The 14581-nt window shown below is 61.1% G+C and carries 14 protein-coding genes and 1 pseudogene; 8 read left to right on the forward strand and 7 right to left on the reverse strand.

Annotated features, from left to right (window positions below):
- Positions 1-462 precede the first annotated feature (462 nt).
- The 4 genes and pseudogenes from DM374_RS11235 to DM374_RS11245 all read left to right on the forward strand — a co-directional run bounded on the left by DM374_RS11235 (position 463) and on the right by DM374_RS11245 (position 2956).
- Positions 463-846: a hypothetical protein gene (locus tag DM374_RS11235; protein WP_043864217.1), complete on the forward strand. Its 384-nt coding sequence runs from the start codon at positions 463-465 to the stop codon at positions 844-846.
- Between the two features lie 231 nt (positions 847-1077).
- Positions 1078-1737 carry a hypothetical protein gene (locus DM374_RS33135; RefSeq protein WP_157969685.1) on the forward strand — a complete coding sequence of 220 codons (660 nt, stop codon included), beginning with the start codon at positions 1078-1080 and terminating at the stop codon, positions 1735-1737.
- Positions 1738-1926: 189 nt separating this feature from the next.
- Positions 1927-2361, forward strand: a pseudogene (locus DM374_RS11240) (DNA-processing protein DprA); the annotation flags it as partial.
- A 37-nt stretch (positions 2362-2398) separates the two neighbouring features.
- Entirely contained in the window at positions 2399-2956 is a 558-nt protein-coding gene (locus DM374_RS11245; protein ID WP_095159096.1) for an L-threonylcarbamoyladenylate synthase, read from the forward strand.
- 121 nt (positions 2957-3077) lie between these two features.
- Here the strand turns inward: DM374_RS11245 and DM374_RS11250 are convergent, their stop codons facing one another.
- Positions 3078-4055 (reverse strand): NADPH:quinone reductase, encoded by a 978-nt coding sequence (locus tag DM374_RS11250; protein WP_110969875.1) that lies wholly within the window; start codon positions 4053-4055, stop codon positions 3078-3080.
- 154 nt (positions 4056-4209) lie between these two features.
- Between DM374_RS11250 and hemF the strand changes: the two genes are divergently transcribed.
- A complete protein-coding gene (gene hemF, locus DM374_RS11255; protein WP_095159094.1) occupies positions 4210-5136 on the forward strand; it encodes an oxygen-dependent coproporphyrinogen oxidase in 927 nt (308 codons plus the stop codon).
- 55 nt (positions 5137-5191) lie between these two features.
- Positions 5192-6016 carry a shikimate dehydrogenase gene (aroE, locus tag DM374_RS11260; protein WP_110969876.1) on the forward strand — a complete coding sequence of 275 codons (825 nt, stop codon included), beginning with the start codon at positions 5192-5194 and terminating at the stop codon, positions 6014-6016.
- A 263-nt stretch (positions 6017-6279) separates the two neighbouring features.
- Here aroE and DM374_RS11265 read toward each other — a convergent pair whose 3' ends face one another.
- The 4 genes from DM374_RS11265 to betC all read right to left on the reverse strand — a co-directional run bounded on the left by DM374_RS11265 (position 6280) and on the right by betC (position 11075).
- The gene (locus DM374_RS11265; RefSeq protein ID WP_110969877.1) at positions 6280-6522 is read right to left on the reverse strand and encodes a hypothetical protein; all 243 of its coding nucleotides are present in this window, start codon (positions 6520-6522) and stop codon (positions 6280-6282) included.
- Positions 6523-6972: 450 nt separating this feature from the next.
- A complete protein-coding gene (locus tag DM374_RS11270) occupies positions 6973-8544 on the reverse strand; it encodes a SulP family inorganic anion transporter (protein ID WP_110969878.1) in 1572 nt (523 codons plus the stop codon).
- Between the two features lie 79 nt (positions 8545-8623).
- Entirely contained in the window at positions 8624-9547 is a 924-nt protein-coding gene (gene choX, locus DM374_RS11275; RefSeq protein ID WP_110969879.1) for a choline ABC transporter substrate-binding protein, read from the reverse strand.
- A gap of 16 nt (positions 9548-9563) precedes the next feature.
- Positions 9564-11075 carry a choline-sulfatase gene (gene betC, locus DM374_RS11280; RefSeq protein WP_110969880.1) on the reverse strand — a complete coding sequence of 504 codons (1512 nt, stop codon included), beginning with the start codon at positions 11073-11075 and terminating at the stop codon, positions 9564-9566.
- 116 nt (positions 11076-11191) lie between these two features.
- Between betC and DM374_RS11285 the strand changes: the two genes are divergently transcribed.
- Both DM374_RS11285 and DM374_RS11290 read left to right on the forward strand, forming a co-directional pair.
- The gene (locus tag DM374_RS11285) at positions 11192-12106 is read left to right on the forward strand and encodes a choline sulfate utilization transcriptional regulator (RefSeq protein WP_110969881.1); all 915 of its coding nucleotides are present in this window, start codon (positions 11192-11194) and stop codon (positions 12104-12106) included.
- Between the two features lie 33 nt (positions 12107-12139).
- Complete coding sequence (locus DM374_RS11290; protein WP_095159090.1) at positions 12140-12469, forward strand: DOPA 4,5-dioxygenase family protein; 330 nt, start codon at positions 12140-12142, stop codon at positions 12467-12469.
- A 32-nt stretch (positions 12470-12501) separates the two neighbouring features.
- Here the strand turns inward: DM374_RS11290 and trpA are convergent, their stop codons facing one another.
- The gene (gene trpA, locus DM374_RS11295) at positions 12502-13314 is read right to left on the reverse strand and encodes a tryptophan synthase subunit alpha (protein ID WP_110969882.1); all 813 of its coding nucleotides are present in this window, start codon (positions 13312-13314) and stop codon (positions 12502-12504) included.
- Positions 13311-14537: a tryptophan synthase subunit beta gene (trpB, locus tag DM374_RS11300; protein WP_095159088.1), complete on the reverse strand. Its 1227-nt coding sequence runs from the start codon at positions 14535-14537 to the stop codon at positions 13311-13313. Before trpB ends, trpA begins: the two co-directional genes overlap by 4 nt.
- Positions 14538-14581: the final 44 nt, after the last annotated feature.

The following is a 14581-nucleotide window of genomic DNA, read 5'->3' on the forward strand; positions in this document are numbered from 1 at the left end:
AAAAATCGACTTTTTACAAAAATTATTTTCTTGAAAAAATTGCCGTGAAAATTTAACGTTTTCATCGAATTTTTTTAGTTATTTAATTTTTTAACCATTGAATTATGGCTTATTTACAGCAAAAAACCTTGTCAATAGCAAAACGAAAATAAATATAAGGTCGGACGTTAATGAGCAAATAGGGTTCAACCCTAAGCAAATCACTTAGTTGAAATTTGCCACAAAGCAGAACAAAAAACGACACTGCAAAAACTCAAAAATCGCTCTCAAATTAATTTCACAAAAAAATGTGGGGGATTGGTGACGTTAAAATTTCAAAAAAATCGAAAGTAGCCAATTTCCTACAATACATATCCCGGAAGCAAAACCTGAAATAGTTGAAGGTTCGGAGATATGACCTTGAAGCATTGACATATCAAAACCCTATGGTATTGGTATTATAACAACATAGGAGTTCTAATTATGAACAGGATGGAATATGCAGGAAAAATAGGCGGTATGGTTGGTGGATTTAAAAGACGTGAGCGTCAAAAATTTTTAATCATGTTCGTAAAGATAGTAGAAATGGATGAGCTTCATGATATCCGAATGACCTCAAACCTCGCTAAAAAGCTAATAGCAGCATTTTCAGGCTGCAAATCAATATCCAATGATGTTCTAATCAAGGAGTTTGCAAGAAGCGGGAACAGTGTAAAACAACAAAACCTTGATATGATTGTCCATTCATTAGTAGCACGATGGCAAGACCTTTATGAAGAACAGTGGAAAGAAGCAAAAATAAAAATAGACATTGAAGCCGACGAATACAAGCAATCTATTATCGAAAAGCTGGACATTAAACTATAAATACATGTAAAGCCCCACTTTACATACTTATACCCTCAAAGCTAATACTACGCTCACGGACATATACCCTACTCCCACAGAGTAGGAATCACCCCATTTCGTTCCACTTAAATCAAACAGCCATAGGTTCAAAGATATATCCCCGAACCTTTAGTTATCACCTACGGCCCCAAACCCTTCCATTAATCTCATCACATGGTAAATTATTTATAATAAACAATAAGAACCATCATGAAAAAATCAATACTCACATCACTAACAGCATTAGCAATAAGCACAGCACAAGCCGGATTCATAATTAAAATCCCACTTGAACAAACCCAAGGCGGAGCACTCCCAGACGGTTCTATAAATATGACTCCTAGAACTTCGGGCCTACCAGTCGAAAACTGGCAGCCAGCCGAACCACTTTATGGCGAATGGGTTAATAATGGTGCTGTTTATGGATGTTCAAATTGGACACCAGCTACTTCTACACAGTCTATTGGAGTAATATTTCAGCAAACAGCGGACGACTGCAAGCAAGACCAAACCCGTAATAGACAAGAACTTGAGCAGGAAACAACAACCCTAGCTACACGCTACACTGGCCCCGCAGTTACCGAAACTCAAACCGTCACCGCTTCTTCAACAAGAACATCCACAGGTACAAAGGAATGCAGATGGGATGGGTCATATGCTCAGTTTTATGACAACGGAGTATACGCTATTGATAAATTAGTATGGGAAGGATTGTTTTTGAGAAATAACTATGTAAATCCTAAAGGGAGCTACGAAATTATTTATAGCTTTACAGATGGGGAGTATATTTATTTTCCAGAAAATATGAACAATTATAGTGGGGAAGGAATAATAGATATTTACTCTGGCTTATGCAGATCCCAAATATAGAAATATTGAAAGAATTGAAATACACAGAAGTTATAATGCAAAAAAAGATCAGCTCTGCAAATTGCTATAAAAAGCCCCATTACGGGGCTTTTCTCATTCCGTTGATACCAAACACCAACAAGGCTGAATCCGGCCCCCAAAGCCACGGGTACAAGTCCCCGCACCTTTGGCGACCTTGATCGAAACACACGGAGAAACGTTTACCCGATCATCAGCGGGCTTTCGCTGGGCGTGCTGGTGGTAGAAGCGAGCCTCGCCAGTGGCTCGTTGATCACCGCGCGGCTGGCGGCGGAACAGGGTCGTGAGGTGTTCGCGATTCCCGGTTCGATCCACCACCCCGGCGCCAAGGGCTGCCACCAGTTGATCCGCGATGGCGCGCTGCTGGTGGAAAGCATCGAGCAGATCCTCGAAAGCCTGCGCGGCTGGCAGAACCTGTCGCCGGCGCCTGTGGATAAACCTGCTCATCCGTTGGTTGCCCTGCTGCTGGCCGCGCCACTGACCAGCGAAGGCCTGGCTCACGCCAGCGGCCAGCCGCTGAACCGCGTACTGGCGGCGTTGACCGACCTGGAACTGGATGGCCGCGTGTGCAATGAAGCCGGGCGTTGGTTTGCCCGCCCTGGCTAAGTAAACTGCCCACCAGCCTTCAAGCGGAGTAACAGAAATGGTCAACAGTTGGCGTGCGCAACAAGCCGCGCGGGAAATCCGGGCCGGAGCGGTGATCGCCTATCCGACCGAAGCGGTCTGGGGCCTGGGCTGTGACCCATGGAATGAAGAAGCGGTGGACCGGCTGCTGGCGCTCAAGTCGCGCTCGGTGAACAAGGGCCTGATCCTGATCGCCGACAACATCCGCCAGTTCGACTTCCTCTTCGAAGACTTCCCCGAACTCTGGCTCGACCGCATGGCCAGCACCTGGCCCGGTCCGAACACCTGGTTGGTGCCGCATCAGGGCATGCTGCCGGAGTGGATCACCGGCGTACACGACACCGTGGCGTTGCGGGTCAGTGATCATCCGCTGGTGCGGGATCTGTGTTCGCTGGTTGGCCCGCTGGTATCGACCTCGGCCAACCCCGCCGGACGCCCGGCAGCCAAGTCGCGGTTGCGGGTGGAGCAGTATTTCCACAACCAGCTTGATCTGGTGCTGGGTGGAGCGTTGGGCGGGCGGAAGAATCCGAGTGTGATTCGGGATCTGGCCAGTGGTGAGGTGGTTCGGGCGGGCTGACTAACGGCTCACCCGCCCGCCCCCCCTGTAGGAGCGAGCTTGCTCGCGATGAAGCCATCTTGCGGGGTTATCGCGAGCAAGCTCGCTCCTACAGGGGGGGGAACACGCGCAGTCCGGAAAATCAGGGAATCAGGACCGTCGACCCCACCGTCCGCCGCGCCGACAACTCTTCCTGCGCCTTGGCCGCCTCGGCCAGCGAATAGCGCTGCTGGATATCCACCTTCACCTTGCCGCTGGCGATCATCGCGAACAGTTCGTTGGCCATGGCCTGGGTGTTTTCCGCGCTGTTGGCATAGCTCGCCAGGGTCGGGCGGGTGACGTACAGCGAGCCCTTCTGCGCCAGGATGCCGAGGTTGACCCCGCTTACCGCGCCCGAGGCATTGCCGAAACTCACCATCAACCCGCGTGGCGCCAGGCAGTCCAGCGACGTCAGCCAGGTGTCCTGGCCCACGCCGTCATACACCACCGGGCATTTCTTGCCGTCGGTCAGCTCCAGCACCCGCTGCGCCACATCTTCACGGCTGTAATCGATGGTCGCCCAGGCGCCCAGGGCTTTGGCGCGCTCGGCTTTTTCCGCCGAGCTGACGGTGCCGATCAGCTTCGCACCCAATGCCTTGGCCCATTGGCAGGCCAGCGACCCGACCCCGCCCGCCGCCGCATGGAACAGAATGATCTGGCCCGGCTGCACGTCGAAGGTCTGGCGCAGCAGGTACTGCACGGTCAGGCCCTTGAGCATCACCGCGGCGGCGTCTTCGAAGCTGATGCTTTGCGGAATCTCCACCAGGTTGTTCGCCGGCAGTTCGTGCAGTTCGCTGTAGGCGCCCAGCGGGCCGCCGCCGTAGGCCACGCGGTCGCCAACCTTGAAGCGGCTCACGCCATCGCCCACCGCCTCGACCACGCCAGCGCCCTCGGTGCCGAGGCCGGACGGCAGGGCGGGCGGCGCGTAGAGGCCGCTGCGGAAATAGGTGTCGATGAAATTCAGACCGATGGCGTGGTTGCGCACGAGAACATTGCCCGGCGCCGGTGCCGCGGGTTCGAAATCGACCAGGGTCAGTACCTCGGGGCCGCCATGCTGGCTGAACTGAATACGCTTGGCCATCTGCACTCTCCTGAGACATCGGGGAAAGGGCCTATCGGACGCTTTTGCTTGATCGCCGTCAACTACGGAGGGCACATGCACGGTGGTATGCTGTGCGCCGAATTTTTCCGCCGGTGCCGCCTGGGCCGGCCCATGCCCGCTTCAAGGTGACCCGATGACTAGCCGCACCGAGGCCGTGAAAGCCTACCTGCTGGACCTGCAAGACCGGATTTGCGCCGCTCTGGAAACCGAAGACGGCGGCGCCCGCTTCGTCGAGGATGCCTGGACCCGTGAGGCCGGCGGTGGCGGACGCACCCGGGTGATCGGCGACGGCAAGGTCATCGAGAAAGGCGGCGTCAACTTCTCCCACGTCTTCGGTAGCGGCCTGCCGCCGTCGGCCAGCGCCCACCGCCCTGAACTGGCCGGCCGTGGCTTCGAAGCCCTCGGCGTGTCGCTGGTGATCCACCCGCACAACCCGCATGTGCCGACCTCCCACGCCAACGTGCGCTTCTTCATCGCCGAGAAAGAAGGCGAAGAAGCGGTCTGGTGGTTCGGCGGCGGTTTCGACCTGACCCCGTACTACGGCAACGAAGAAGACTGCATCCACTGGCACCGCGTTGCCGAGCAGGCCTGCGCACCGTTCGGGGCTGACGTCTACCCGCGCTACAAAGCCTGGTGCGACCGCTACTTCCACCTCAAGCACCGTGGCGAGCCGCGGGGTATCGGCGGTCTTTTCTTCGACGACCTGAACGAATGGGACTTCGACACCAGCTTCGCCTTCATGCGCGCCATCGGCGATGCCTACGTCGAGGCGTACCTGCCGATCATCCAGCGCCGCAAGGCCGAGCCGTACACCGCCGAGCAGCGCGAATTCCAGGAATTCCGCCGTGGCCGCTATGTCGAGTTCAACCTGGTCTACGACCGCGGCACCCTGTTCGGCCTGCAGTCGGGCGGGCGTACCGAGTCGATCCTCATGTCGCTGCCGCCGCAAGTGCGTTGGGGCTACGACTGGAAGCCCGAGCCGGGCAGCGCCGAAGCCCGTCTGACCGAGTATTTCCTGCAGGATCGCGACTGGCTGAATCTGGACAAGGCCGGGCACTGAGCCCATTGTGCACAACCGTTGCCCGGTCGTCGGGCCTGACTGAGGAAGCGCGTGAATGGACCAGTACGTTGTATTCGGCAATCCGATCGGCCACAGCAAGTCGCCGTTGATCCACCGGCTGTTTGCCGACCAGACCGGCCAGGCGTTGGAATACGACACCCTGCTGGCGCCGCTGGATGATTTCACCGCGTGCGCGCTGGGCTTCTTCAAGCAGGGCCTGGGCGCCAACGTCACCGTGCCGTTCAAGGAAGAAGCCTTCCGCCTGGTCGACCGCCTCACCCCTCGCGCCCAGCGCGCCGGGGCGGTGAACACCCTGAGCAAGCTGGAAGACGGCACCCTGCTGGGCGACAACACCGACGGCGCCGGGCTGGTGCGTGACCTCACCGTCAACGCGGGCGTGGAACTGACCGGCAAGCGCATCCTCTTGCTCGGTGCCGGCGGTGCGGTGCGCGGTGTGTTGGAGCCGCTGCTGGCGCACAACCCCGCGTCGCTGGTGATTGCTAACCGCACCGTGGAAAAGGCCGAGCAACTGGCCCGCGAATTCGCCGACCTCGGTCCGGTGGCGGCCAGCGGCTTCAGCTGGCTCAAGGAACCGGTGGACTTGATTATCAACGCCACCTCGGCGAGCCTCGCCGGCGAAATGCCGCCCATCGACCCGAGCCTGATCCAGCCGGGCCTGACTGTGTGCTACGACATGATGTACGGCAAAGAGCCGACCCCGTTCTGCCAATGGGCCACCGAACATGGTGCGGCCAAGGTGCTGGACGGGCTGGGCATGCTGGCCGAGCAGGCGGCGGAAGCCTTCTTCATCTGGCGTGGTGTAAGGCCGGATAGCGGGCCGGTGCTGGCGGAACTGCGTCGGCAATTGGCGCGGGGATAATTCGGGGCGAAGATCGAAAAAACCGGCCGTTGAGTGGATTCAACGGCCGGTTTTTTTATGGCGCTTGGGGTAATGCCAGTCAGTTAATGTTCTGGCGCCTATGTTGGGGCTGCTTTGCAGCCCTTCGCGACGGTTCGGCGCCCCGACAAGCTCGCTCCCACACACCTGCACCTTGCCCAGGATCCTGTGGGAGCGAGCTTGCTCGCGAAGGGCCGCAAAGCGGCCCCAATGGGTTTAACTGACAGGCATTAGCGCTTGGGGGGTTATATCGGCATGTTCACCGTCGATTTCGCCATCGCGACATTCAGGAATGCCTTGGTGACCCTGAGGTGGACCTGCGTGCTGCTCAGCGCTTCTTGATGGCGGGCCTTGGCTTGCTCGGGCAACTGGCTGGCGGCTTCGAGCGCGTGGTCCAGGTACTCGGCGGCTTTGCTGATCGCATCGGCGTGAGTGAGGCCGGGTTTGATACTGAGGATAGGGGGTGGATCGGGAACGAGCTTTTTCATGGCGAATCTCCTGGGTGAAAGGAGCTGCCATTGCCTGCTGTCAAACAGATGGTGGCAGCTGTACGCGGGTTGACAGACCGGTCCAGGAAACCCGGCGCACCGTAAGGTGCCCACGCGCACAGCTGCCATAACAGCGGTGGCGACCTGAAGGGCGGCCTGTCAAAGCCGATCGTTGATGTTCAACGACCGCCGAAGACTAGGCAGCGATAAGCTCAGGCGCAACAGCTAATGAGGCGCGGCAGTATGCTTGGGAAGTTGCCTACAAAAAAGTCGGAGATTGGGGAAGTTCGTAGCTATATGCGACACCAACAGGAACCGTTTTCACAGCCCCATCGCGAGCAAGCTCGCTCCTACAGAGGTTTGGGCAAGCCATTGTAGGAGCGAGCTTGCTCGCGATGCGAAGGTCACTGAGAACCATCGACATGCCCATGGCCGCCACCCAATCAGGCTTCAGTCTTCAAACCGAATCGGACACCGCTCCACCCCTTCCAGCTTCTGCAATTCCTCCACCACCTGTGGCCGCGCCCGGCGCAAGGTCAGGCTGCGGTTCTGTCGCCGCAACCGCCGCGCTTCCTGATGCAGCATCTCGACCCCGGAATAGTCGATGAAGTTGATCTGCCGCGCATCGATCACCACCTCCGCCGCCTGGCAACGCTGCAACCGCACCTGCAGGTAATGGCTGGCGCCAAAGAAGATCGAACCCCCCACCCGCAACACATCCGCTTCCCCTTCCCGGCTCTGCTGCACTCGCGGTTGCGAGGTGCGCTTGAGGTAGAAGAACAGCGACGCCAACACCCCGGCGTAGATCGCCGTCTGCAACTCCAGCAGCAACGTGGCGACGAAGGTCAGGATCATCACCAGAAACTCCGGCCGGCTGACCCGGTACAGCGCGCGGATCGCGCGATGATCCACCAGCCCCCAGCAGATCAGCAGAATGCTCCCGGCCATCGCCGGGATCGGGATGTGTGCAATCAGTTGCGCACCGGCCACAGCGAACAATCCCACCCACAGCGCAGAAAATATCCCGGCCAGTGGCGAGTGAGCGCCGGCATCGAAGCTCAGCCCGGAACGGGTGAACGAGCCGGACGAGAGGTAACCCGAGCACCACGGACCAATCATGTTGGACAGGCCCTGCGCGCGGATTTCCTGATTGGCATCGATCAACTGTTCCGAGCGGATCGACAGCGAGCGGGCGATGGACAGGCTGGTCACCAAGCCGAGCATGCCCACCGCCACGGCACCGGGCAGCAGGCGCAGGATCAGTTCCAGGTCGAGCAACGGCAGCGGACTCAGCGGCGGCAATTGGCCGATGAACGCCGGCACCCGGGCGACATGCCCGAACATCGCCGGCCACAGCACCGCCAGCAGGCTCGCCCCGGCCAGACTTATCAACAGACTGGGCCAGCGCGGCCGCGTCAGCTTGATCAGCATGCCGATCAGTAACGTGCCCAGTCCCAGCAGCAACGATGGCAGGTCGATCTCGCCGACGTGCTCCAGCAGGCTTTGCAGGGTTTTCAGCGCGGTGGTCTGGCTGTCCAGGTCGAGGCCCATCAGGTTCGGTAACTGGCCGAGGGCGATGACCACCGCGGCGCCAAGGGTGAAGCCGATCACCACCGAATGGGAAACGAAGTTCACCAGCGCGCCGAAGCGCAGCATGCCCATCAGCCACTGGAACACGCCGGCGAGGAAGGTCAGCAACAGGATCAGGGTGATGTAGTCCGCGCTGCCGGCCACCGCCATGGGGCTGACGCTGGCGTAGAGAACGATGGAGATGGCCGCGGTCGGCCCGCAGATCAGGTGCCAGGACGAGCCCCAGAGGCAAGCGATCAGCACCGGCACGATGGCGGCATAGAGCCCGTATTCGGCGGGCAGGCCGGCGATCAGGGCGTAGGCGATGGACTGCGGCAGCGCCAGAATCGCCCCACTCAGGCCCACCAGCAGGTCGCGGCGCACGCTGGCGCGGGTCTGCTGCGGCAGCCAGCGCAAAAATGGCAGGAGTCTGTGGCGGTCGGGCCAGGCCATGGGGTCGCTCTATACCGGTGAAAGCCGTTCAGGGTGCGGTGTCCGGCGCGCCGGTGCAAGCGGGCGGCGCCGGACGCGATCACAGGCGCGCTTTGGCCGCCTCCAGCGCATTGCCGCCGCTGCGGGTGGTGACGCCTTGCAGCCAGCCGTCGAGCAGTTCCGGGTGGGCCTTGATCCAGGCCTTGGCTGCGGCGTCGTAGCTGACTTTTTTATCCACAACCTCGGCCATGATGCTGTTCTCCATGGCCTGAGTGAACGTCAGGTTGCCGAGCAGCTTCGCCACGTTCGGGCAGGCCTGTGCATAACCCTTGCGGGTCAGGGTGTAGACGCTGCCGTTGCTGCCGAACCATTTTTCGCCGCCGGTCAGGTAGCGCATTTTCAGTTGCACGTTCATCGGGTGCGGGGTCCAGCCAAGAAAGGTGATGAAGCGCTCGCGTTTCACTGCCCGCTGCACTTGCGCCAGCATCGCCTGTTCGCTGGATTCCACCAGCTTCCAGCCGCCGAGGTTGAACTCGTTCTTGTCGATGATCGACTGCAACGACAGGTTGGCCGGGGCGCCGGAGCCGATGCCGTAGATCTTCTTGTCGAACTCGCCGGCGTGTTTCTGCAGGTCGGCGAAGTCTTTCACGCCGGCTTCCCACACGTACTCCGGCACGGCCAGGGTGAACTCGGTGCCTTCGAGGTTGCGCGCCAGCCGGTCCACCTCGCCGCTGGCGACGAACTTGTCGTGAAAGCCCTGCTGCGCCGGCATCCAGTTGCCGAGGAAGGCGTCTACCAAACCGTCCTTGAGACCGCCGTAAATGATCGGCACCGCCAGCGAATCGATCTTGGTCTGGTAGCCGGCGCCTTCCAGCAGCACCCGCGCTACGGCGTTGGTGGCGGCGATATCGCTCCAGCCGGGGTCGGCCATCTTGACCGTGTCGCAGGTGCTGCTATCGGCGTTTGCGGCGCCGGCAGCCAGGGTGAAGACAACCGCAATGACGCGTGTGGATAACCCTTTCATGCCCGTTCCTCGGTGATTACTGACCAGGTTGTGGATAACGTGCCTTGCGTTCGAGATCGTCGAGATCGATGTGGTTGCGCATGTACTGCTGGCTGGCGTCGACCATCGGTTGGTGGTCCCAGCTTTTCAGCGTGCCGGTGGCCAGGGCGTCGGCGACGAAGCGGCGGCGGCGCTGGCTGTCGAGCACCTGCTGGCGCAGGCGGGGAATGTCCCAGCGCTGGCGCGCCTCGGCGAGAAAGCCGACGACGCGTTCGGCATGTTCCCGCAGGGCCGCCAGATTGTTCAGCTCGCGCGGGTCATCTTCCAGGTTGTAGAGCAGGCAGGGGTCGTCTTCGCTGTAGATGAATTTCCACGGGCCGCGGCGAATCATCATCAGCGGGCTGATGGTGCCTTCGGCCATGTATTCGCCGATCACTTCGTCGTGACCGCCCTCCCCGTTCAGGTGCCCGAGCAGCGAGCGTCCGTCCAGTGGCAGACCGGGCTGTAGCGTGCCGCCGGCCAGTTCCACCAGGGTCGGCAGCAGGTCGCAGGTGGACACCGACGCGCTGACCCGGCCCGGCGCGAACTGCTCCGGCGCGTGGACCAGCAGCGGCACCCGCGCTGCCATTTCGAACCAGTGCATTTTGTACCAGAGGCCGCGCTCGCCGAGCATGTCGCCGTGGTCGCCGGAAAACACGATCAGGGTGTCCTCGGCCAGGCCGGTTTCTTCCAGGGTTTCCAGCAGCTTGCCGATGTTGGCGTCGATGTAGCTGCAGGCGCCGAAGTAGGCACGGCGGGCGTCGCGGATCTTTTCCACAGGCAGCGGCTTGCCCCACAGGTCGTAGACCTTGAGCAGGCGTTGCGAGTGCGGGTCCAGTTCGTCCTGGGCGAAGGGCGCGTGGGGCATGGGGATGGCGTCGTCCTGGTACAGGTCCCAGAACGCTTTGGGGATGGTGTATGGGTCGTGGGGGTGGGTCATCGACACGGTCAGGCAAAACGGCTGCTCGCCGGCTTCGCGGACGTGGTCGTACAGGTACTGGCGGGCCTTGAACACCACCTCTTCGTCGAAATCGAGCTGGTTGGTGCGCACGCACGGCCCGGCCTGCAGCACCGAGGACATGTTGTGGTACCAGCTCGGGCGCTCGTCCGGGGCGTCCCAGTTCACGGCCCAGCCGTAGTCGGCCGGGTAGATGTCGCTGGTCAGGCGCTCTTCGTAGCCGTGCAACTGGTCCGGCCCGCAGAAATGCATCTTGCCCGACAGTGCCGTGCGGTAGCCGAGGCGGCGCAGGTAGTGGGCGTAGGTGGGGATATCGGCGGGAAAGTCGGCGGCGTTGTCGTAGGCGCCGATCTTGCTCGGCAACTGGCCGCTGACCAGGGTGAAGCGCGATGGCGCACACAGCGGGCTGTTGCAGTAGGCCGAGTCGAACACCACGCCTTCGGCGGCCAGACGGCTCAAGTGCGGCATATGGATCGGCGACGGCGCGTAGATCGGCAGCATTGGCGCGGCCATCTGGTCGGCCATGATGAAGAGAATGTTCTTGCGTTTCATGTGGGTCACGGCATTCCATCGTCAGGCGTTATGGGGAAACGGCTGTGGATGACTGTGCGGCTGTGAATAACTTGGGTAAAGCCCATGCCGGGCAATGACTAGGATTAGCTGCGCTTATGTTTGATGCCTTGGACGGGATGTCGCTGGACGTGTTGCGGGTCTTCGAGGCCGCGGCGCGTCAGCGCAGTTTCACCGCGGCGGCGGTCGAGCTGGGCACCACCCAGCCGGCGGTCAGCCAGCAGATCAAGCGCCTGGAAGAGCAACTGGGCGCCCGCCTGTTCGACCGGATTTATCGCGGTATCGAGCTGACCGAAGCCGGTGTACTGCTGTACGAGCAGGTACACGTGGGAATGCTGGCGCTGGACGATGGCGTGACCCAGGTGGTCGGGCGCGACCAGCATGAAGTGCTGCGGGTGGCGACTGATTTTGCCTTCGCCGCGTACTGGTTGATGCCCCGCTTGCAGCGTTTTCACCAGGCCAATCCGCAGGTCGATGTGAGCTTGGTCACCAGTGAGCGCAGCCACGGCATGCTCCGCCCGGACATCGATGTGGCGGTGTTGTTTGGCGATGGGCGCTTGCGTCAGGGCGAGAGTTTCTGGCTGTTCGATGAGGAGGTTTTTCCGGTGTGTAGCCCGCGTTTGCTGGGCGAAAAGCCCCTGCCGCTGGCGCCGGAAAGCCTGCTGAAACTGCCGCTGCTGCACTTGCGTGGCGAGTCGGCCAGCCGCTGGTTCGACTGGAATGGCGTGTTCCGCGAGCTGAAATTGCCCGGCCCGCCGAACCCGGGGCCGCTGCGTTTCGACAATTACACCCTGCTGATCCAGGCCGCGATTGCCGGCCAGGGCGTGGCTATCGGCTGGCGCTTTCTTGTGGACGCCCTTCTGGAGCAGGGCCTGCTTTGCCGGCCGCTCGAAGGATCAATTCGTTCCGCGCAGGGATACTACGTGGTACGTCCTCAGCGAAAGCGGCGCAGTACGCTGGTCGAACGATTCGTCGAATGGCTGGGTGAAGAGCAGTCCCGGCAGCCGGTATAGTTCACGGCAGACCAGGCCTTCCAAGGAATCAGTGTGCAAAGGATCAAGGGGTATCACGCCCACGTGTATTACGACGCCAGCACGTTCGAGCAGGCGCGTTTGTTATGCGAAGAGGCGTCGGCGCTGTTTCCGGTGACCATGGGGCGCATGCACCGCAAATTGGTGGGGCCGCATCCGGATTGGAGCTGCCAGTTGGCCTTCGGGCCGGAGGTGGTCGGGGTGGTGTTGCCGTGGCTGGCGCTGTATCGCCAGGGGCTGGTGGTGTTTCTGCATCCGCTGACCGGGGATGAGCTGGCGGACCACCGGGATCATGCGATCTGGATGGGGGCGGTCAGGCCGCTGGATCTTTCGATTTTTGAGTGATGTTTGGGGCCGCAACGCGGCCCCATTAGGGATCACGCCTTGCGCGCGCCCCGCACACCTTCGGCCAGCGCCGAGCACAGCGACAGCACGTTATCCACAGCCTGCTCCGGGCTGGCGGCGGTGGCGATTTTATCCACAAGCGCCGAACCCACGACCACACCGTCTGCCAGCCGCGCAATCGCCGCGGCCTGCTCTGGCGTACGGATGCCAAAGCCAACGCTGATCGGCAACGGGGTATGCCGACGCAGGCGGGCAATGGCTTCGGTGACATGCTCAGTAGTTGCCGAGCCCGCACCGGTCACACCAGCCACCGAGACGTAGTAGACGAAGCCTGAACTGCGCTCCAGCACGCGCGGCAGGCGCGCGTCGTCGGTGGTCGGGGTGGTCAGGCGGATGAAGTCGATGCCCGCGGCCTGGGCCGGGGCCGCCAGTTCGGCGTCGTGCTCAGGCGGCAGGTCGACGATGATCAGGCCATCGACGCCCGCTTCGTTGGCCTGGGCGACGAACGCCTCGACGCCAAAGCGGTGGATCGGGTTGTAGTAGCCCATCAGCACGATCGGGGTGGTCTGGTCGTCAACGCGGAATTCACGAACCATTTGCAGGGTCTTGGCCAGGGTCTGGCCAGCGTCCAGGGCGCGCAGGGTCGCCAACTGGATGGCGACACCGTCGGCCATCGGGTCGGTGAACGGCATGCCCAGTTCGATCACGTCCGCGCCCGCCGCCGGCAGGCCCTTGAGGATCGCCAGCGAAGCGTCGTAGCCCGGGTCGCCAGCGGTGACGAAGGTCACCAGAGCGGCGCGGCCTTCTTGCTTCAGCTCGGAAAAACGTTGTTCAAGACGGCTCATGCCTGCTTCTCCTGCGCTTGGGTCGCGGCCATATGGCTCATTACGGTTTGCATGTCTTTGTCGCCGCGCCCGGACAGGCACACCACCATCAGGTGATCCTTGGGCAGGGTCGGCGCGCGCTTGATGGCTTCGGCCAGCGCGTGGGAAGTTTCCAGCGCCGGGATGATGCCTTCCAGGCGGCAGGTGGTGTGGAACGCGGCCAGGGCTTCGTCGTCGGTGATGCTGACGTATTCGACGCGCTTGATCTCGTGCAACCAGGCGTGTTCCGGGCCGATGCCGGGGTAATCGAGGCCGGCGGAAATCGAGTGGGCGTCGGTGATCTGGCCGTCTTCGTCCTGCAGCAGGTAGGTGCGGTTGCCGTGCAGTACGCCCGGAACGCCGCCGTTGAGGCTGGCGGCGTGCTTGTCGGTGTCGACGCCGTGACCGCCGGCTTCGACGCCGATGATCTGCACGCTGCTGTCATCGAGGAAGTCGTGGAACAGGCCCATGGCGTTGGAGCCGCCGCCGACGCAGGCGACCAGGCTATCGGGCAGGCGACCTTCCTTCTCTTGCAACTGGGCGCGGGTTTCCTTGCCGATGATCGACTGGAAGTCGCGAACCATCGCCGGGTACGGATGCGGGCCGGCCACGGTGCCGATCAGGTAGAAGGTGTCGTCGACGTTGGTGACCCAGTCACGCAGCGCCTCGTTCATGGCGTCTTTCAGAGTGCCGGTGCCGGCAGTGACCGGGACGATTTCGGCGCCCAGCAGCTTCATGCGGAACACGTTGGCTTGCTGGCGCTCGATGTCGGTGGCGCCCATGTAGATCACGCAAGGCAGGCCGAAGCGCGCGGCGACGGTGGCGGTGGCCACGCCGTGCATGCCGGCGCCGGTCTCGGCGATCAGGCGTTTCTTGCCCATGCGCTTGGCCAGCAGCACCTGGCCGATGCAGTTGTTCACCTTGTGCGCGCCGGTGTGGTTGAGCTCTTCACGCTTGAAGAAGATCTTCGCGCCGCCGCAGTGTTCGGTCAGGCGTTCGGCGAAGTACAGCGGGTTCGGACGGCCGATGTAGTCGCGCTGGAAGTACGCCAGTTGTTCGAGGAATTCCGGGTCGGCCTTGGCCGCTTCGTATTCGCGGGCCAAGTCGAGCACCAGCGGCATCAGGGTTTCGGCGACGTAGCGGCCGCCAAAGGCGCCAAACAGGCCGTTGGCGTCGGGGCCGCTGCGAAGGTTGCTCTGGGTCATGGGGTCGCTCCAGGAAGAAGTGTGGGCTGACAATGGGCCTACTC

The organism is Pseudomonas huaxiensis (assembly GCF_003231275.1).
GTDB classification, from domain to species: Bacteria; Pseudomonadota; Gammaproteobacteria; order Pseudomonadales; family Pseudomonadaceae; genus Aquipseudomonas; species Aquipseudomonas huaxiensis.

Excerpts from the sequence above, each read along its gene's own strand:
- DM374_RS11235 (WP_043864217.1), top strand. The coding sequence starts at position 463 with ATGAACAGGATGGAATATGCAGGAAAAATAGGCGGTATGGTTGGTGGA.
- DM374_RS33135 (WP_157969685.1), top strand. The coding sequence starts at position 1,078 with ATGAAAAAATCAATACTCACATCACTAACAGCATTAGCAATAAGCACA.
- DM374_RS11245 (WP_095159096.1), top strand. The coding sequence starts at position 2,399 with ATGGTCAACAGTTGGCGTGCGCAACAAGCCGCGCGGGAAATCCGGGCC.
- DM374_RS11250 (WP_110969875.1), bottom strand. The coding sequence starts at position 4,055 with ATGGCCAAGCGTATTCAGTTCAGCCAGCATGGCGGCCCCGAGGTACTG.
- hemF (WP_095159094.1), top strand. The coding sequence starts at position 4,210 with ATGACTAGCCGCACCGAGGCCGTGAAAGCCTACCTGCTGGACCTGCAA.
- aroE (WP_110969876.1), top strand. The coding sequence starts at position 5,192 with ATGGACCAGTACGTTGTATTCGGCAATCCGATCGGCCACAGCAAGTCG.
- DM374_RS11265 (WP_110969877.1), bottom strand. The coding sequence starts at position 6,522 with ATGAAAAAGCTCGTTCCCGATCCACCCCCTATCCTCAGTATCAAACCC.
- DM374_RS11270 (WP_110969878.1), bottom strand. The coding sequence starts at position 8,544 with ATGGCCTGGCCCGACCGCCACAGACTCCTGCCATTTTTGCGCTGGCTG.
- choX (WP_110969879.1), bottom strand. The coding sequence starts at position 9,547 with ATGAAAGGGTTATCCACACGCGTCATTGCGGTTGTCTTCACCCTGGCT.
- betC (WP_110969880.1), bottom strand. The coding sequence starts at position 11,075 with ATGAAACGCAAGAACATTCTCTTCATCATGGCCGACCAGATGGCCGCG.
- DM374_RS11285 (WP_110969881.1), top strand. The coding sequence starts at position 11,192 with ATGTTTGATGCCTTGGACGGGATGTCGCTGGACGTGTTGCGGGTCTTC.
- trpA (WP_110969882.1), bottom strand. The coding sequence starts at position 13,314 with ATGAGCCGTCTTGAACAACGTTTTTCCGAGCTGAAGCAAGAAGGCCGC.
- trpB (WP_095159088.1), bottom strand. The coding sequence starts at position 14,537 with ATGACCCAGAGCAACCTTCGCAGCGGCCCCGACGCCAACGGCCTGTTT.